The sequence below is a fragment of the Streptomyces sp. NPDC043867 genome (genome assembly GCF_056435845.1).
In genome coordinates this window covers 268,209-286,153 of the sequence record NZ_JBWKDS010000003.1, presented here as the reverse complement: position 1 = coordinate 286,153, position 17,945 = coordinate 268,209, and the positions used below count along the sequence as shown (strand labels likewise).

The following is a 17,945-nucleotide window of genomic DNA, read 5'->3' as shown; positions in this document are numbered from 1 at the left end:
CCTGGCGCATCTGGCTCGTCACGCGCGCACCGACCCGCTCCCGACCCATTTGCGCACCTGTCAGTGCCAGGCGCAGGGCTGTTCCTGGCATCTACGCCATCGCGGATGCGCGGGGCCCGTGATGCTGGCACTGACCCGCGACCGCAGCGGCCGAATCTGGCGCCTTTCCGACACCTGCGCCGCCTGTGCGGCCGCCACCAGCCACACCGCCGTGGTTCCGGCCACCTTGGTCGCTTCCCACCCCGCAAAATGCCCTGGCCGGCATCCGAGGGTGCCGGGCACCCCGGCCGAACGAACCCTCGTACGGGAGATGCTCAGCTATCTGGCGGTGGCCCTCCCCCAGTTCACCTCCCCCGCCGCCCGGATGCTCGCGGTGCAATGTGCCCTACGCGCCGACGTGAGCGGCTCCGTTCGACTGCCCGCAGGCCTGTTGCGCGGCATGCGGCTGCACGGCCGCATGGAGCTGTGGGCGGAGCTGGAGCACGCGGGCTGGCTGCGATACCAGACAGGGCGTCGTCGCCTCCACATGGAGACCCAGCTGCTGGACTATGCACTCGTGCTGCAACAGCCAGGCAGCGGCCGGGAGCGAGCGCGTGCCGCGCAGTGGGCACTGCGCCCTACCCCGGTGCTGGTATCGGCTGCACGACCGCCGGCCGTGCAGCTGGTCGCACTCGTCTTGGCTTCTCATAGTGCACACGGTGGCTGGACCACCGATCTTGATGTTCTGGCCCGCCAGTGCGGGCACTCGCCTCACCAAACTGCCGAACTCCTCGATCGGCTCGTGGCTTCACGCGCCCTGGCTACTTGGCGGCACAACAGGGAGACCGACGAGGTTTTCTGGTGTCTGCCACCGACGGTATGAGTGAGGCAGGCGCCAGAAGGTCAGTAGCCGCCCGCTTCATGGGGGCACAGCTCGAGCTGCCTGACCTGCGCGCGGCTTGCCGGTACGCGCTGACCGACGGCGCGGCCGGCGCACCCCCACCGCGGGAGGACCCGCGCCGCCCGCCCAAGACACCCTCTTTGGCGACCTGACCGATCCACTGCGGCTACTCCAGCTACCCCCATGGCAGCCGACGAGCGCAAAGGGCAGCAAGTGGAATGGCTCTTGCCTGTCTCCCGTGAACGCTCATACCGACGGACGCTGCGCGGCAGGATCTACTAGGCACCTGAGTCAAGACGAGGAACTACACGAGAGTTCAAGGTCCTGGCGGTCATGTCCAATCACATGGCGCGCAAGCTCCCTCGTGAACGCTGCTACGCGGTGCTCAGAGCTCGGGCGCTGAGCCTTTCTGCTTCCGTGGCCCCACCCCTTGTCCGTGCGAGCCACGGCTCGCTCTTCGCACAATCGCAGTGGTGCCGTCGGCCCCATTCTTCACCGGCCGACCACCACCCCACCTCTGACCACCTCAGACGGACGCCACCCGCTCCGATCCCATGATTGTCGGGCGGTTCTGGTAAGCAAATCCGGGACAGCCGGGGCTGTTTCGTGACTGCCTCGCCTGGGGGCCCGCAGCCGAGGTCACCGCGTGCACGGTGTCCGACCGCGTGTGGCGTCCATCAGATGAGGTTGTCGTCACCGGTGGAAGACCCGGAACGCTCGACCCTAGCGGTGGATGGCTTGCTGCCACCTTCGACAAGCATCTGCGGCGGGAATGGCTGGGACAGTAGCGAAGGCGGATACTGGTGGCGGCGCAGGAACTCGTCACTCCACCCGGTGGGGAGGGAGTCAGCCGCGTTCTGATGGAGCGGGCCGCGGCCGAGGCCGGGCCCGGATCAGGCGACGAATTCCTTCGTCCAGAAAGACCGGTAGATCAGCTTGCGCGAGACCTCCATCAGGTATGAGATCGCCCTGACCTCAATCTCCGTCAGTTCCGGGTGCCAGATGTCGAACAGGAGGACGGCGCGTCCCTGCTTACTGTCGTTCCACACCTCGTGGTCGTAGGAGTCGTCGAAGACGAAGGCCTTGCCGGGCTGCCACGTCCTCGTCCGGTCACCGACCCGCATCCGTGCCCCCTCGGGGGTCACGAGGCCCAGGTGGCACCGGAGATGCGCATTGGTGAAGCCGGTGTGCGCCGCGATGTGGGTGCCGGGGTCCAGCACTGAGAAGTACGTCATGCCGCAGCCAAGCGCCCCGTGTGCGGGCCGCAGTGCCCGCACGGTCGCGGGGCAGGCGCTGAGGTTCCGCGGGTAGGACTTGGCGGAGTAGTACAGGTAGTGCGCCGACCAGCGGCCCTCGTCAGCCAGTTCGGTCGGGTTGGCGACTACCCTCTTTCCGGCAAGGCCCCCCAGGCTCTCGAACTCCGCCCTGATGTCCGACGTTGCTGTCTCCACGCCCGCCAGCCACGGGAAGTCCTCGTCATCCCACCATGCCTTCTCTGTGAGACCGGGTACGAAGAGGTTGGGCTCCTGCCCGCCGCTCACGTGTTCGCTCACTTTTCCCTGGAGGGCGATCTCCAAACCGCTGGTCACCCGCGCGAGCGAGGCCCTGTCCACTCCCTGCTCGTCAATCCATCGCTCCAGATAGGCCGGGCTCTCGGCAAGCCACGGTTGCATGTCGTCCTCCAGACGTCGGGGTCTCGGCTCAGCGGGTGGTCCAAGTCAGTCAGCGGTGAGCAGCGCGCTGAGGCTCTCCAGCGCACTCTCCCGGGTCCGTGCGCGCATGGGACTCTTCGCGACGAAGCCGGTGAGCGTGCGGCGCAGCGCGTCGCCTGCGGTGTGGTCCACGCGGCTGATGGTGTGCACGGTGTCCGCTTTGACCATGACCAGACGGTTCGGTTTCGGCACGATCGCGACCGGGCTGGTCTGGCTGCGGGCGATCCGTGCCTCCATGCGGAGGACCAGATCCTTCTCGGCATTCTCGGCGTCGGTCGCCGGTAGAGGGTCCTCGTCGACCAGCTTCAGTTCGCCGCCCCAGGACGGCCGCCACCTGTCGTGGAGGAACAGGATGAACTCGCCCTGCCTGCCCAGGCCGGCGTCGTTGTGCCAGCCGAGTCGGCTGCCCGCTGGGTACTTCCAGAAGGCGAATGAGATCCTGTCCCAGTCGGCGCCCGCCTCACCAAAGAAGTGCACGTACGCGCGGACAGTCCGGGCCAGCTCTTCGTACACCCCGGGCTGCCGTGCGGCGTCGGGAAGACCGAGGTCGTGCGTGAAGCGCGCGCCTCGGGAGCGGTGGGCCGGTCCGTCCTCAGACGAGATGACGCTGTCCCGCAGTGTGAATGCGGTGTTCGTCATGAGGTCCTGCGCCGCCGCGAAGTCCTGCGGACTCAGAAAGTCGTCGACGACGATGTAGCGGCGGCCCTGCTCTGTTTCCTGCACGTTCCCCACTTCCAAGGTCATTGGCTCCGAGGAGTCATCGGTTCGGGTCCTGCGCCTGGGGCTCGGTCGAGCTCGCGGCGAGGACCGCCGCACCCCAGCCCGCCACGGAGCGGCTTTTCGGAGTAACCAGCACCTCGTCGGGCAGCTCCGCGTCAATCGTCTCCTCCAGCCGGGTCGCGAGAGCGATCCAATCGAGCGAACTCAGTCCGAACAGAGAGAGGTCGCGCGTACGCAGTTCGGCGTCCTGTGCCAGGTCTCGTACGGCCGGGGGCTCGATACCCCGTTCGGACATGGCCTGCACGACCAGCCTGGCGACCAGCAGTTCGCACTCCTTGAGGTGCTCGGGTTGCGCGAGGTCTGTCATACGCCCACCTTTCGTACCCACTCGATGAGCGCTTGCCGGTCGGGCTTGCCCACCGTGGTCCTCGGCAGGCGCTCGCATACGAGAACGCGGGGCACGGGCACCTCGGCCTCGGCCCCCGTCAGGGCGGCGGTCAGGTCCGCAGCCGGGGCACCGCCCTCCACCACCGCGAAGAAGTCCTCGAACTCGGGCATGCCCTCGCGTGGCAGCACTAGGAGGAAGACGTCCCTAACTCCGTGGACGCGGCGCAGGAGGCGTTGTGTGAGGTCCGCCTTGATGAAGGTGCCATTCAGGCGGAGGGGCCCGCGGGCGCGTTCCTCGAAGTACAGACAGCCGTTGCTGTGGTGCCGGACGATGTCACCGGTGTGCCACTCGCTGGTGGGCCCGCGTTCGTCATCCAGGCGGCCCTCGACCGGGGCGGCTGACCGGAGTACCAATTCGCCGCGCTCCCCCTGCGATGGCGCGAGGACGTCGATTCCGGGTACCGGACGGCCCATGCCACGGTCTCCGAGGAAGGTGCCTCCGGTCTCCGTCGAGCCGTAGCCACGCAGCAGGGGGACGCCGAAGCGGTCCCTGAACGCCTCATCGAGGTCGGCCGGTACGGGGCCTGCACCGGCCATCGCCGCCCGGGGACGGGCCGAGCCGGTGCGGCGGGTCTCAACGAGAAGGCGGGCCACCGGCGGGGTGACAGCGAGAACCGACGCGGTCCCGGCGTCGGCCTTGCGTGCCAGGGTGCCCGCCCGGACGAACGGGGTGACGTCGACATCGCATCCGGCGAGGAGCGCGGCGACGGCGACGCCCCAGCCAAAGGAGTGTGTGAGCGGTACGGGTACCGCGACCCGGTCGTCATGCCTCAGTCCGAGGCCCTGCCGGTAGCCCTCCGCGTCCTGAAGCACGCTGGCGACGCCGCGGCGGACGACTTTCGGGCGGTCGGTGCTGCCCGAACTAAGGTGCAGCACCGCCGTGGTCACCAGCCGCTCGTCCCGGGGCGCGGGGGCGGCAGAGAGCACGGACAGCGTCCTGGTGATGCGGCAGGTGCCTTGCCAGTCGTCGTCCGCCGCTCCCGCGGCGGGGTCCCTCGGCGGTACGGGGAGGGGGACGGCGTCCGACTGCCAGACGGCCAGGGCGGCGACGATCAGGTCTCGGCCGTGCAGTCCGTCCAGCACGACGATGTCACCGGGTCGGACGCCAGCGCGCGGCAGCGCTTCGGTGAGCCGGTGGAAGGCGGACTCCGCCGCGTCCACGCGGTCGCCGTTTACCCGGACCCGGTGGTCGAGGATCCGTGCCACCAGATCCCGCCGCGCGGTCATCGTACGGTCTCCGTCTCCAGCGCCCGTGTCGCGTCCGTACGGGAGTCCATCAGCCGGTCGATGGTGAGGATCGGGAGGACCGTGACCAGGCTGCCGACTACGCCGACCCAGAGAGTAGCTGTGACTCCGATCGCCGAGCCTAGCCAGCCCGCCAAGAGCGCCGCGAGCGGCATGCTGCCCCAGACGACGAAGCGGACCGAGGCGTTCATACGACCCAGGAGATTCTTGGGACAAAGGGTCTGCCGCAGGCTGACCTGCGTGACGTTGAAGAGGAGCGCGCCCACTGTCAGGCCGAACTCGCCGAGCAGCAGCACCGCGCCCGCGGCCAGCTTGCTGTGGGGGGCCAGGACGGCGGCCAGGGGGTTGGCGACGGTGAAGGACGCGGCCGTGAGCAGGCCGCAGGCCATCACGGTCCCGGCGCTGAGCCGCTGCCGGGCCTTGGGAGCGAGCAGCGCGCCCAGCACGCCGCCTGCGGCGCCACAGGTCATGACGAGCCCAAGCATGAACGAGTCGAAGCCGATGGTGCGGATCACGAGAACGGGCACCAAGGTCGAGACGACGGTGGCGAAAAAGTTGGAGACTCCCATGGAAACCGCGAGCCGCCGGATGACGGGCTGGTCCCGGACGAAGCGCAGGCCCTCGGCGATGTCGGCGAGCAGTCGGTTCCCCTTACCCGTGACCGGTTCGGGCTTCTGCTCAGCGTCTCTGGTCACGCTAAGGGACAGGAAGCTGACGAGGTACGTGAAGGAGTCCACAAGCATGACGACGGGGGCGCTGACGACCCGCATGAGCAGACCGGCGAGCGCCGGCCCACCAAGCGTCGAGACCTGGGCTGTCGCCTCCAAGCGGGAGTTGGCGGCGCCGATCTCCTGCTCGGGCACCAGCACCGGTACGTATGACTGGTAGGCGACGTCAAAGAAGACGCTCACCACGCCAACGAGGACGGCGACTCCGTAGAGGACCTCGATCCTGAGGTCGCCCGTCAGCCAGAGCAACGGGACGGTGAGGACGGTGAGGCACCGGATGAGCGCCGCCCACATCATCGTCCTGCGTTTGAGCAGCCGGTCCACCCACGCGCCCGCGGGAAGCCCGATAAGGAGGTAGCAGACGGTGGAGGCCGCGGCGAGCACACCGACCTGCCGGGTGTCGGCGTCGAGCAACTCGACGGCGGTGACGGACAGCCCGAGGGTGCCGATGCGGGTCCCGAACTGTGAGAGGGTCTGGCCGAACCAAAAGCGTCGGAAGTTCGTGGACGACACGGAGTGCAAGTTTATGGGGTGGTTCACGACACCGGCTTCCTCGCACCGGCCCCCACGGGAACGTCAGTACTCGTCTCGGAGTCCAGGAACACCGATCCGCGCAGGCGCAGGCCGGAGGCCCGGGTCAGCTCCTCGACATGCTGTTTTCTCACCACGTAGCGGTCCTTGCCGTAGATCAGATAGCGCTGCTGGTCGTCGGCGCCGGTGAAGTTGACAGTCATGACGTTGGCGCCGGCCTCCAGGCCGCGGGACTGGCCGCCGGCGGACGTCTTCTCAAGCGCGCTCACCGATGGGATCAGCATCTGCGGCCGGTGCAGGCGCAGCACGGCGATCGTGTTAAGGGCCAGTTCGTTGGAACCGGCGGGCGCGAGCTGCAACGGGGTGTCGGGCGCCGGGACGAAGGGAGCGACGCTGCACATGTGGGCCCCGAGCGTCTCGGCCAGTTCGATGTCGTCGACGATGCTGTCCAGGGTCTGTCCGGGCAGGCTGGAGATGAGGCCCGTACCCACCCGGTAACCGAGGTCCACAAGGTCACGGAAGCACCGCAGGCGAGTCTGCAGCGATTCGTGGCGGATCGCCTGGTGGAGGTCGGGGTCGCTCGTCTCGTGCTTAAGGATGTAGCTCGTGGCGCCGAGGTCGCGCAGGCGCTGGTACTGGCTGCGCCGCAGGTTGCCCAGATTCAGCAGGATCTCAACGCGCCCGTCGAACAGCTCGCAGATACGCGGAATGGCGTCTTCCAGGGTGGCGACATTGCGCGGGGTCTCGCCGCCCTGGAGGAGGACGATGTCGATGCCAGCGTCGCGGATGGCGCGGGCGCGGGCAACGATGTCGTCGCTGCTCATGAAGTAATGGTCGTTCTCGGAGGTGTTGTCGCGGCGCATCGGGCAGTAGTCGCAGTTCACCCGGCACACGTTCGTGATCTCGATGACGCCACGCAAGATCACTGTCGGCCCGAAGTGTTCCTCCCGAAGCCGCCGGGCCTCGGCGAAGAGTTCCTCCTGGGCCGGGCCTTTGGCGGTGAGGTACGCCCGTATATCAGATCGAGTCAGCATTGCGACACCTCGCGTGTGCGTTCGGTTCGGTGGGCTCGGTACGGGACGGTCGCGGTACGTCGAGGTGGATGACCTGTTCGGCAACGAGTCCCGCGTCCGCGGTGTCCCGGAAGGTGCGGCGCACGACATCCGCGTCGGGCACGAAGATCACGGTGGACTCCGTGCCGTTGACGGTGACCGAGATTGTGCGGCTGGCGGGGAGCCGATCGCCGCACAGGTGGAGCGTCACGCGCCGCGCACCGCTCGCCTCGATCTCGATGCGATCCGACATGGTCCATCGAGCGTGGATCTCGCCCCGTCTCTCGGGTGCGATCCCACTGATCGCCACCCAGTGGGCACGGCCGTGCGCGTCCTGGTCGGCGCGGTGGTGGATCTCCAGGGGCGGCCGTGCGCGCCTGGCTCGGCTCAGCCATCGCTCCAGTCGCAGGAACAGCGGGTTGTCCTCGGTGAGTCTGAGGGTGTCCAGACCGTGGGCGCCGTCCGGGATCTCGGCATGCTCCAAGTCGCGGTGTCCCAGTTCGCGCAAAGTGGCGACGGACTCGCGGTCGAATTGAGGCGGGATGCGGGTGTCCTGGGCTCCGTGGATCACGAAGAGAGGGAGCGGCAGCGTGTTGCTGAGCAGGGCCCGTGTCCGTCGGTCCGGGCCGAACGCCTCCCACATCGAGAGGGCGCCGTTGAGGGGGACGGCGGCGGCGAAGGAGTGCCAGAACCGCATGCCCAGGTTCCAGGTGGCCAGTCCGCCCATGGACACTCCGGCGAGCACGCAGCGGTCGGGGTCGGCGCCCAGCACCGTACGGGCCCACCGCAGGGCGGTGTGCGGGAAGTCCTGGCCGGTCAGGTCCCAGCGCGGCATCCGGAACCGGCTGCCGAAGATGCCCGCTACATCGAGGTGGTGCGTCGGCTTGGCCAACTCCCGCGCGGTGGGCGCCAGGACCGCGAGCGAGAGCCGGTCCCCGAGAGCGGTGAAGTACGGCAGGATCTGCTCGCCGGAGCCGCCCGCGCCGTGCAGGACGATCAGGGCGCCGAGGCGTCGGCCGGGCCGGTGGGGCGGTACGTGCACTGCCATGTCGGTGCGCCGGCCGCTCGCGTCGTCGACGAGTTCCACGGTGTCCGACCAGGCTCGCCAGGGACGGTCGTCGAGGTGGCCGAGCAACTGCCGCAGGCGGGCCGCGTCGAGGCCGTGACGGGACAGCTCGGCGTGCGCCTTCTCCTCGTCGGGCTGAAGGGCCAGGGCTCGCGCTTCGCGCGGCATCATGCGCGGACCTGCTCCTTCGGCTCTCGTGCGGCGCGTCCTCGGCGGGTGGAGCCGAAGTCCGTGCGTCCGAGCCGGACGGGCGTACGGCTGAGCCGATGGGCTTTCAACGACGCGAGGAAGAACGCCGCCGACAGGTCCGCGGCAGGCACGGGTAGCTCCAAGCGGCGGGTGCCGGCAGCCTTGGCCAGGGGGCCCGCAGCGGCCAGCACCTGCCCGAGGTCGGTGACGGAGGCGGCGGGAAAGCCGCTCAGGACGAGGCGGTGTCGGTCATGGACCCACCGCACGCTCCCGGGCGCGTCAGCGGTCAGGAGGTCGGCAACCAGTGGCGGCGCGGACGTCACTGGTTCCATGACGAGTCGGCCGTTTGAGCGGGCCGGGGCGGCGACAGCGTACGGACCGTCGACTGGCAGGGGGACGTCGAACCGGTGGACGAGGGGGCCGGTGGACCGCAGCCGCAGCATGTGGGCGAGCGCGGCCTCGGGCTTGTGCGGCTCGACCCAGGCCGCGAGTCCCTCGTAGCCTTCGGCATGCGCGGTGTCACGCAGCGCGAACGCGAGTTGCAGGGCCGCGCCGCTGCCGCGCAGTGGCTCGTCGACGAACACGCCCTTCAGGAGAAGGTGGTCGCCCCACCTCATGCTGCGGTGAACGGCGCCTAGTCGCCCCCCGTGCAGGTCGATACCCATCCACATGTAGTCGTCCGGGCGGGCGAGTTCGCACGCGAGAGTGGCGGAGTCCAGTTCTTCGAGGTCGACGATCCGAAGGACGCTTTCGGTGTCGTCGGCCGTTAGCCGCCGCACCGGGCCGGTCCGTACGGATGGCTGGTTCTCGTGCATTGCGGTCACGCGAGGGGCAGCTCTCGGCTCAGTGCCAGGTAAGGGAATTCGGTGGGCGCTGACTGAAGCGAGTCGGCGGGCAGCGGGACCTTGGCCATGCGCCTGCTGGAACTGCGTGCCGCCATGAAGTTGAACAGCACGCTGGACGGCATGAAACGGTTCTCCAGATCACGGATGATCCACGAGAACGTATCGGGGTGAAACGGGTAGAACGTGGGGGCGAGTAGGTCCTTGTCCGGCATGCCCAGTTGCCTGGCCATGCCGGTCTGGGGTAGGACCCGATAGCCGACGTGCATGACCAACTCACCGTCGTGCAGCTTGGAGTTGATGTACTCGATGCTGTTGCGCACGCTCGTGGCGTCCTCGCCCGGTCCGCCGAAGACGACGTTCACCCGCGCCGGGATGCCGTGTTTGCGGCAGCGTTCGAGACAGCGATCGACGTGCCGCGTGTCGAAGGTCTTGCCGAGCAGCTTCATGACCCGGTCGTCGAGACTGTCAGGGGAGATGACGACGAACTCGACTCCGCTCTTGGCGAGAAGAGCGGCGAACTCGTCATCGAACGGCTTGGGTGTGAAGTACGCCGACCACGTCAGTCCCGGCAGCGCCAACTCCGCGATAAGCTGGACCACTTGCTTGGCGAACCGGAGTTCGCTGTTGAATATGCCGTCAGTGAAGAAGACGCGGCGGATGCCGGAGGCATGGATCGCCCGGAGTTCCGCGGCGATGAGGTCGAGGGGCTTCAGATCGCCGCTGTTGTCACCGTTGAGATACGCGTACGGGCAGTACACACACCCCTGGTAACAGGTCTTCCTGCGGGTCTCGACCCCGATCATCGCACCCTCGAACTGCGTATAGACCTTCATGAGCGGTTCGGGGTGCCGGAGCACCTCTGTCAGAAAGCCTTCGTAGCGGCGGCCTGTGATGTTCTTGTTCAGCCCGCGGTGCTCCTCCGGGGCGGCGAGGATGTCGAGCATGGCCTGTTCGCCCGGGCCAATCACACCGACGTCGAAGCCGAGGAGTGGGGTCAGTTGGTCGGCGAACAGGGTGTAGCCCGGTCCGCCACCGATCAACAGCGGGCGCCGCTGGTCTGTCGCGTCGAGAGCCGCGCGCACCCTGTCCAGGAACCGTACGTAGTGCTCGACGTGGCCGTCGCAGGAGAGGTCGATGGGGTCGATGTTGCGGATGGTGAACCCGATGGCGTCCCAGGATTCGGCGGCCCAGGTTAGATCGTCCACGGCTTCGGGGTCCTGGACGAAGTCGATCAGCCGGGTCTCGTGGCCGGACAGGTCGAGAGCGTCCTGAACGCATCGCACCCCGATCGGGAAGATCGGTTCGTTGCCGGGCATGGGGAGACTGGCCAGATTGACCAATGCGACGCGGGCCATGTCGGTCCTCTCTGGAAGACGCTGCGATTCGATGGGCAGGCGGGCGGTGGGGGCAAGCCCACAACGCGACCTGCCCCCGCCCTCCTTGCATTGCTCTGCCGGCGCGTGCGGGAAAGGGGCGGTCAGCCCAGCATTACGCGCCGCCCCCCGGCGCCGGGGATCCGGTCAGCCGCAGGAGGGCGCCGTCATTGCGTGCAGGAAGTCGGAGTCGACGAGGTCGAACAGCGACTCACAGAGCTTGTCGAAACGCTCCGGGTCGGTCGCCATGAGCGCCTGGACGGCCTCCTTCTCCATAAGCATGCCCGAGCCTTCGAGAGCCTCGCGCGGGTTGTTGGCCAGGTGGACCGCGAAGTCCTCGTCCTGGCTGAGGCGCTGGATGAGCGCCTCCATCGCGACGGCAGCCTTGCCGGCCTGAGCGATCTGTTCGGCGGAGTACTCGACTACGTGCTGTGACATGTGTCCTCCTCTTCCCTCGTGTACCGAGGGACGGGCAGCAACGGTGGATGGTATGCCGCAGAAAAGCAGGCCTCGGGCGGTCCAACGTCGTAAGCCGAACCGTTTTCCCTCACGGGCGACCACCCACGAACGAACCCTCCTTGCGGCTCCGCCAATCGTCACGGATGCCGTAGGGAAAGTCATTGCGATCTACACGTTTGGCTCATACATGCAGCATGGACGGAGGGGATCCGGATACGCCGATACCGCTGTCATTGCAGGACAGGGGGTCATGTGCCCGTCGTCTCCCTCACCTCGAAAGATCCATGCAACGGCCACCTACTGGCGGGATCTCTCCACTTGACTCCCATCGGAATCCCCTCCCCCTTCTTCCTCTGCAGGATCCCGCACCGCCCCCGCTCCGGGACTCGGAGCAGACGACTGCGGTGCCCTGAGCAGAACGAGTAAGCTGTTCACCAGTACCTGGCCGGGGCCATGTCGCCGGCGCAGACCCGGCTGACTGCGCTGCTCGCGCTGGAGCTGGACACCGCGGCGCGAAGCGGGGAGCTGGTCGAGCTGCGCACCACGGACCTGAGCGAGGGCAACGCCGCGGTGCGCGTCGAGCGGCGCCCCCCAGGGCGGCGGCACGGTCGAGGGGAAGTGGGGCGAGGCCTCGGCGCTGACACGGGCCGCGCTGGAGCGGTGGCTGGACGTGCGCAAGGGCTTCCTGCAGCGGGCTCACGGCACGTCGAAGCTGTGGGTGTCGCTCTGGATGAACCACGACGGCGTCCTCGATGACCAGGGCAACGCCGTGCTTCAGCCTCCGGGGATGCCGCTGGAGGAGAACGGGCTGATCACCCCGTACCGGGTCGGGCGGCTACGGTACGACGGGCTGCGCCAGTTACTGCCCCGCAAACTGGAGGCTCTGCGGCGCGGTTGACGCCGAACGCCAGCGCACCGCCGCGTAGTCCTCTTATGTGTTGCTGCCTGACCTGGTTTTTTGCCGGGCGGTGGCCGCGGCACCCCCTCATCCGGCAGGTGACGCGATGGCGCGTGCGGCGTACTCATCTGAGGGCGAAGGGAGGCGGTCGGATCCACGACAGGTCGGCGTCGGGTGGCCAGGCGTCGTACGGGGTGTCCTGCGCGTGCTGCACGGTGAGGGGCGCGGGTTGGAAGACGGGGTCCAGGTCGATGCCGAGCGCGGTGAGCGCAGTGATCTGGGGGGCCGTCATCTGTGCGGTGTTGCTGCGGCATTTATGCAGCCACTGGCCGAGGAGGACCTCATCGCGGTGGATGTCTTCGCGGTGGGAGAGCGGGACGTCCAAGTGGCCTTCGCGCTGCTGGTACTGGCGGGCTGCGACCAGGCCGCGGCTGAAGCCGCGGGCGCGCGGTGCGGGGTCGGGCAGCAGCAGCATGGCGTGCGGGTGCAGGTTCGGTTGCTGGGCGGCTAGCTGGGCCAGCAACCGAAGTCGGCAATGGGTTGTGCTGGTGTGGCGGCGGCCATCGCGGGCGCCACCGCTTGCGTCTGGGTGGCGGGATGGGGCGGAGCCTCGGTGCTGTCGGTGGTGGCCGAGGCGTCCGGCTGGGGGCGGGGCGCGGTGGTCTTGGCTGTGGTGAGGCGGTCGGGGGCCAGCGCAAGGGGCAGGGTGACGACGTCCGTCAGGCTCAGTCCGGCCGCCGGGGCGATACGTTCCGCCTTCGCCTTCTCATACCTGGCGAGCTGTGTGATCTGCCGGTCCCGCTCGGCTTCCAGCTTCGCCAAAGCAGTGCGGGCCTTTTTGATCTCACAGCTACACACAGCTGCTGAACCGCCACCTCCGCACCAGCGGCACGGCCCGCGACTTCGAGCAGGCCCTCGACGCCATCACCGCCGAACTCCTCGCCGACCCTGTCATCGACTACCAGCGCCGACGCGAGGCCCTCGCCACCTGGACCCTGGAACCCGAGAACTGGCAGCACATCCTCGCCCAGCTCCCGGTCCTCACAAGCCATCGAAAACCCATCAGCGACGACCGCAGACGCCTGGCCGTCAGCGCCTACATCTGGACCCGCGCCACCGAAGGCGAGCCCGACTTCGCCCCCTGCCCGCCACACATCGCACCCCATCCAGCGCTACGCGCTGTCTGGACGCGGGAACGGCACAACGTCTTCCACTGGCTCCACAAAGCTGACCACCAGCCCCACTACGGCGCCATCAAACCACTGCTCGAAAACCACGCCAAGCAACTCGTCAAGGCGATCGACCGCACCGGATCTTCTACTCTGCCTGTCCCCGCGGCCCGCACGACGCTAGCGTCAAGTCCATGATCGTATGACTTAACGGCACCCACGGCGCAGGCAAGACAACGACCAGTGCGCTCGTCCAGCAGCTGATCCCGGACTCACGGGTGTTCGACGCCGAGAAAGTCGGCGAGACACTCATGGACATCAAGCCAGGACTGCCCGCGACGGACAACTTCCAGCACTGGCCGCCATGGCGGCCCCTCGTGGTAGAAACCGCCCGACGCATCCTCGACTACACCGGCGGAACCCTGGTGATGCCCATGACCGTCCTGGTCGAGCAGTACTGGCGCGAGATCAGCTCGGGCCTTGCCCGGCACGATATTCCGGTCCGGCACTTTGTTCTCCATGCCGACCAGGACACCCTCCGCGCACGCATCGCGGGCGACACCGTTCTCGGCCCCAACTCCCCGTTCCGTCTCCAATACCTCGAGCCCTACGCCGAGGCGGCCCGCACGTGGCTGCACGCCGAGGCCGAGGTCGTCGACACCACGCACCTCACCCCCGCCCAGGCTGCCCAGCAGATCGCAGAAGCCGTCAAGAGTTGAGACCTTCCGGCGCCGCCCTCGCAGGTGACAACAAGACTGCCTACGTGACAACTACCGTGCTTCGGCTCAAGTAGCCGCTCTGAAGGGCAGCACAGAGGGCGGAATCAGTAGTAGAACTCCAGGAAGTCGATGCGCTCCAGGACCGTTTTCTCCTTCGGGTGTGCGGGCCGGTCGCGGTAGAAGTAGCAGACGCCGAGGGCGTCGCTGAGGATGGCGCGTAGTTCTGTCTCCGAAGCCCCTGCGCGCTGGGCGGTGAACAGGCGCTCCGGGTACGGGGCGGTCAGGCTGAGGGTCAGAAACCGCAGGCGGGGGTCGTCGCTTGATCCGGTGGCGGCGGTGAATCCCAGCCAGGCGCGGAAACTGAGCATCATCTGGCCGCCGTTGGCGAGGATGGCGTCGTGCGCACGGCGGCGCACGCGGGGCTGCCAGAGCCGGATGACCTCGCGCTCCACGGCTTGGTGGAGCGGATGGTCCTGCAGTGTCTGTCCGGCTGTGCGTAAGACGTCGAGGTCGGCGGGGCGTGCCTGAAGGCGGTGGGCGAGGGCGGCCGTGTCGTGGTGGTGGTGTTTGAGGAGGTAGGCCAGCCGGGCGCGTGCCGAGAGGGGCGGGGTGCGGGTCCAGTGCCGGGAGTCGGCCCGGTCGAGGGCTTCAAGGACGGTGTCGGCGCTCAGACGCAGTGGCACGGCAGGAGGCTTTCGTGGTGGGTGGCTTGTTTGTGCGGTGCGGGCAGCGGGTCTTGTCACGATCGCCGCATGAGGATCGAGGGTCCGCTTGAGCGGCTGCCACGGCGTGCGGTGATGGTACGGGGCGAGACGGTTGCGTCGTATCTGTGGCGGCTTGCGGAGCTTAACGGGATGGGGTTTGAGGACCTGGCCCGGCATATCGGCGCATCGGGGACGGTCAGGGCGGCGGACCCGGGGGTCGAGGAGGTGCGTCTGGGGCCGGTGGCGCGTCAGCGGCTGGCCGAGGCCAGCGGGGTGGCGTCGGCGCATCTGGCGCAGGCGCTGGTGTCCCTGAACGACAGCAGGATCAGTGCCCGCGCGCGCCGCCAGGTGGAGGTCGAGCCCTGGCCGGAGGGCTGGATGCCGGTGCTGGCCTGTGCGTTGTGTGCGGCGGGGCGCGGCGAGCGGGCGGTGTGGCGGGTGCCGGGAGGGCGGTGGGCGGTGTGTGTCCGCCACCGGCGGTGGACGGCGCTGGAGCGGGGGCGTGTGCAGGTCGGGCTGGAGCTGTTGCCTGAGGTGGTGGAGGCGCATGTGCGGCGGGTGCGGCTGGAGCGTCGCACGGGCTTGTACGCGCGGGCTTTGCTGGCGGATGCGCAGCAGGTGGCGGTGTATTGGTGGCAGTGCCGTCAGATGGCGTGGCGGGGGGTGTGGCGCAAGCGGCAGGAGATCTTGAGGGTGGACCGTTCGGCGCTGTGGGCGGTACCGCTGGTGGTGTTCCCGGAGGCGGTCACCGTGGCGGAGGCCATGGCGGTGCGCGAGCGCCAGCGCGCGGTGGGGCGCAGTTTCGCCGGCGGTCATGCGGGCTGGTCGACGGGCCGCTGGACGGCGTGGGTGGGCGAACGGCTGGGGATGCGCGAGGAGATGGCCGCCGGGGGCCATCGTGGGCTGGAGGCGTGGTTGGTGTCGCACCGCAATACGATGCCGGTCGTCGAGCGTCTGGCGTCCGAGCAGGCGCGGGCTGTGCCGCGCAGTGCACCGTTGATGCTGATGGAGCCGCACCGTGTGGTTCCGGTTCACGGCCCGCTGGAGGATGCGTCGTGCCTGCCGTGGCGGCTGGGGGCGCCGATGACCGGCCGGCCCTGGCGGCCTGCCGGGTGAACCGCTGGGCAGGTCAGGTGTCGGGTGCATCGTTTTTGATGTAGCGGGCCGGATTGAGGCCCTGGGTGAGCTGCTGCTGGTACCAGGCCATGCTCTTGGCTCCTTCTTGCTTGGCGCAGCCGGGGTTGACGGCGAGGCGGATCAGTCCCTTTGTGCCGAGCTGGTCGGGGCCGGCGGGGACGACGTCGATGGCGGTGGGGGCGTGCGCGGGGTACAGGACGCAGTCGGACAGGACGGCCAGGGGGTAACGGCCACTGTGTTCGGCCATCTTGCGGAGTTTGCGGTGGAGGTTGACGCGGGCCTTGGCGACGACGGCGGCGCGGATGTCGGGGCGCCAGGTGGGCTTGTCCAGGGCGGGCCAGCGTGTGTAGGGGGTGGTGATGTGGCGGGGGCCTTCGCGGAGTTTGCCGAGGCCGCCCTTGGCGGTGGCCTTGATGGCGGCGAGCAGAGCGAGCGGGGCGGGATCGGCCGTGGGGAGTTTTTCCATGGCGGCTAGGTACTGGGCCTGGGGGATTTTCTCGTGCACGCCGAGGTCAGCCATGGTGGCGAGGTAGGCGTCTCTGAGCCGCTCGTACCAGGGGTTGAGGTACGGGCCGTGGTCATCGCGCAGATATGCCTCGGTCGGCCGGACGTCCAGGTTGAGTTCCTGGGCGTAGGCGAGGGTCACGGTGGTGTACCAGGCGGGTTTGGTCGGGGCCTGGCCGGTGGCGGTGAAGGGTGAGGGCAGACGGGGATCCAGCGCCGCGTGGCTGAGGTCGCAGTACCAGGCGCCTGGGATCGTCTTGTCGAAGGTGGGCGCGGTGACGTGGTGGGGCGGGGCGTTGAGGCCGACGGACAGGCTGGAGGCGGCGCTGAGGAAGGCGAGGTTGATGTCGAGCCCGACCACGTGGGCGAGGGCGCTCTCGTGTTCGCCGGGGGCACGGCTCCAGTCCCAGGCCTCCTCTTCCATGGCGTCTTCGGGCCGGCGTTCTCGGGCGAGGGGGTGGGCGTCGGGGGCTTCGGGCGGTGCCGGGTCCATGGCATGGTGCAGGGCGCCGCGGTGTGGTGTGGAGACCCATCTGTTGCTGGCGGGGTCGCGGCCCGGTTTCGTCGGCGGCCGCAGGGCGGTCATCAGCTCTTGGCCGCACACGGCGGTGGAGCCGCGGGGGGTCAGCAGCCGCTCGGTGTACAGGCCCAGCAGCCGGGCCAGGTCGGTCGGCGCCAGCGGGGGCAGGTTCCAGCCGTCCTGGCCGAGCGCTCCCCATGCCTGGACGGCCAGTTGGAGAGAGGCTCGTTTCTTGTTCACGACCGGCCGGTAGACGCGCGGCCAGGGGCCGAAGCCTCGGCGGGTGAGATGGAAGCCTGCCTGGCGCAGTTGGGCAAGGACCGGGTGGTCGGTGGGAAGGCGCAACGCGGCGCGGTCGCCGAGTTCGGCGGGCAGGTGCAGTGCCGTGCTAGCTGCGGGGGTCAGGACGATGAGCGGGTCGCCGACCTGGTCGTAGGGGGAGAGTTCGTCCCGGCGCAGACCGCTGTCCAGGACCCACTGCAGCACGCCGGGCAGGTCGTCTGCGGCCAGTGGCAGTTCGGATCCGTCGATGAAGTGGGCGACGAGGGTGTCGGTGTGGTCGATGACGGCCAGCGGGCCGGTGGGGATGACGAGCGGCTGGCTGGGAGCGGGCCTGCGCGGTGAGGAGGGTGCCTCGTCGGCGGGAAAGAGCGTGGGCTGCTCGGTCCGGGCGGCGGGCGCTGTGGGCTCCCGAGGAGAGGGGATCTTGGTCTGCAGCGGCTGCTCCAGGGCCTTGAGGCCGTCCAGAAGACGGGCGTAGGCGGCGCGGCGCGGCATGCGCGGCTCGCGGGTCCCGGCTTCCCATGCCGCGATGTCCTCGGCCCGGCAGGAAAGGACGTCTGCCACTTGCTCGGTGGACAGGCCTGCGGCCGTGCGCAGCTGCGTCCGTTCGCGGGGCGGCGGCAGGGGGATCCGCTGCGCGGAGAGGTCGGCGAGGAGCCCGTCCACCCGTGCGCACAGTTCGCTCTCGTGGGGATGTTCTTCTCGCACGCACCGAATCTGACAGGGCCGCGGGGCGCGCCGTCGTAATCCGGTCATCGTGGATCA

Annotated in this window: 18 protein-coding genes; 4 read left to right on the top strand and 14 right to left on the bottom strand. The window is 68.7% G+C overall.

Going from position 1 to position 17,945, the window contains the following annotated elements; genetic code table 11:
• Positions 1-118: 118 nt before the first annotated feature.
• Positions 119-862, top strand: a complete 744-nt coding sequence (locus tag AC069T_RS04845) for a hypothetical protein (protein WP_478781353.1) — start codon at positions 119-121, stop codon at positions 860-862.
• A 911-nt stretch (positions 863-1,773) separates the two neighbouring features.
• Here the strand turns inward: AC069T_RS04845 and AC069T_RS04840 are convergent.
• The 10 genes from AC069T_RS04840 to AC069T_RS04795 form a co-directional block, all read right to left on the bottom strand.
• On the bottom strand, positions 1,774-2,553 hold the full coding sequence (locus AC069T_RS04840; protein ID WP_478781352.1) for an aspartyl/asparaginyl beta-hydroxylase domain-containing protein: 780 nt from the start codon (positions 2,551-2,553) through the stop codon (positions 1,774-1,776).
• 45 nt (positions 2,554-2,598) lie between these two features.
• Entirely contained in the window at positions 2,599-3,336 is a 738-nt protein-coding gene (locus AC069T_RS04835; protein WP_478781351.1) for a 2OG-Fe(II) oxygenase, read from the bottom strand.
• Positions 3,337-3,349: 13 nt separating this feature from the next.
• Complete coding sequence (locus AC069T_RS04830) at positions 3,350-3,679, bottom strand: phosphopantetheine-binding protein (protein ID WP_478781350.1); 330 nt, start codon at positions 3,677-3,679, stop codon at positions 3,350-3,352.
• Positions 3,676-4,986: a class I adenylate-forming enzyme family protein gene (locus tag AC069T_RS04825; RefSeq protein WP_478781349.1), complete on the bottom strand. Its 1,311-nt coding sequence runs from the start codon at positions 4,984-4,986 to the stop codon at positions 3,676-3,678. The genes AC069T_RS04830 and AC069T_RS04825 overlap by 4 nt, the downstream gene beginning before the upstream one ends.
• A complete protein-coding gene (locus AC069T_RS04820; protein ID WP_478781348.1) occupies positions 4,983-6,245 on the bottom strand; it encodes an MFS transporter in 1,263 nt (420 codons plus the stop codon). Before AC069T_RS04820 ends, AC069T_RS04825 begins: the two co-directional genes overlap by 4 nt.
• A gap of 23 nt (positions 6,246-6,268) precedes the next feature.
• Positions 6,269-7,297, bottom strand: coding sequence for a biotin synthase BioB (locus tag AC069T_RS04815; RefSeq protein WP_478781347.1), 1,029 nt, complete (start codon positions 7,295-7,297; stop codon positions 6,269-6,271).
• Positions 7,281-8,552, bottom strand: a complete 1,272-nt coding sequence (locus AC069T_RS04810) for a hypothetical protein (protein ID WP_478781346.1) — start codon at positions 8,550-8,552, stop codon at positions 7,281-7,283. The genes AC069T_RS04815 and AC069T_RS04810 overlap by 17 nt, the downstream gene beginning before the upstream one ends.
• Entirely contained in the window at positions 8,549-9,394 is an 846-nt protein-coding gene (locus tag AC069T_RS04805) for a GNAT family N-acetyltransferase (RefSeq protein ID WP_478781345.1), read from the bottom strand. The genes AC069T_RS04810 and AC069T_RS04805 overlap by 4 nt, the downstream gene beginning before the upstream one ends.
• Positions 9,391-10,770: a B12-binding domain-containing radical SAM protein gene (locus tag AC069T_RS04800; protein WP_478781344.1), complete on the bottom strand. Its 1,380-nt coding sequence runs from the start codon at positions 10,768-10,770 to the stop codon at positions 9,391-9,393. Before AC069T_RS04800 ends, AC069T_RS04805 begins: the two co-directional genes overlap by 4 nt.
• 165 nt (positions 10,771-10,935) lie before the next feature.
• Complete coding sequence (locus AC069T_RS04795) at positions 10,936-11,226, bottom strand: hypothetical protein (RefSeq protein ID WP_478781343.1); 291 nt, start codon at positions 11,224-11,226, stop codon at positions 10,936-10,938.
• A gap of 691 nt (positions 11,227-11,917) precedes the next feature.
• Here AC069T_RS04795 and AC069T_RS04790 point away from each other — a divergent pair.
• Entirely contained in the window at positions 11,918-12,145 is a 228-nt protein-coding gene (locus tag AC069T_RS04790) for a hypothetical protein (protein WP_478781342.1), read from the top strand.
• Positions 12,146-12,269: 124 nt separating this feature from the next.
• On the opposite strand, the gene AC069T_RS04785 is transcribed toward AC069T_RS04790, so the two are convergent.
• Positions 12,270-12,668 (bottom strand): helicase associated domain-containing protein, encoded by a 399-nt coding sequence (locus AC069T_RS04785; RefSeq protein WP_478781341.1) that lies wholly within the window; start codon positions 12,666-12,668, stop codon positions 12,270-12,272.
• Entirely contained in the window at positions 12,653-12,967 is a 315-nt protein-coding gene (locus AC069T_RS04780; RefSeq protein ID WP_478781340.1) for a hypothetical protein, read from the bottom strand. Before AC069T_RS04780 ends, AC069T_RS04785 begins: the two co-directional genes overlap by 16 nt.
• A gap of 625 nt (positions 12,968-13,592) precedes the next feature.
• On the opposite strand from AC069T_RS04780, the gene AC069T_RS04775 reads away from it, so the two are divergent.
• Entirely contained in the window at positions 13,593-14,033 is a 441-nt protein-coding gene (locus AC069T_RS04775; RefSeq protein ID WP_478781339.1) for an ATP-binding protein, read from the top strand.
• Positions 14,034-14,137: 104 nt separating this feature from the next.
• Here AC069T_RS04775 and tpg read toward each other — a convergent pair whose 3' ends face one another.
• Positions 14,138-14,716, bottom strand: a complete 579-nt coding sequence (tpg, locus tag AC069T_RS04770) for a telomere-protecting terminal protein Tpg (protein ID WP_478781338.1) — start codon at positions 14,714-14,716, stop codon at positions 14,138-14,140.
• Between the two features lie 69 nt (positions 14,717-14,785).
• Between tpg and AC069T_RS04765 the strand changes: the two genes are divergently transcribed.
• Positions 14,786-15,853, top strand: a complete 1,068-nt coding sequence (locus tag AC069T_RS04765; RefSeq protein WP_478781337.1) for a TniQ family protein — start codon at positions 14,786-14,788, stop codon at positions 15,851-15,853.
• 13 nt (positions 15,854-15,866) lie between these two features.
• On the opposite strand, the gene tap is transcribed toward AC069T_RS04765, so the two are convergent.
• Positions 15,867-17,888 carry a telomere-associated protein Tap gene (tap, locus tag AC069T_RS04760; protein ID WP_478781336.1) on the bottom strand — a complete coding sequence of 674 codons (2,022 nt, stop codon included), beginning with the start codon at positions 17,886-17,888 and terminating at the stop codon, positions 15,867-15,869.
• Positions 17,889-17,945 lie beyond the last annotated feature (57 nt).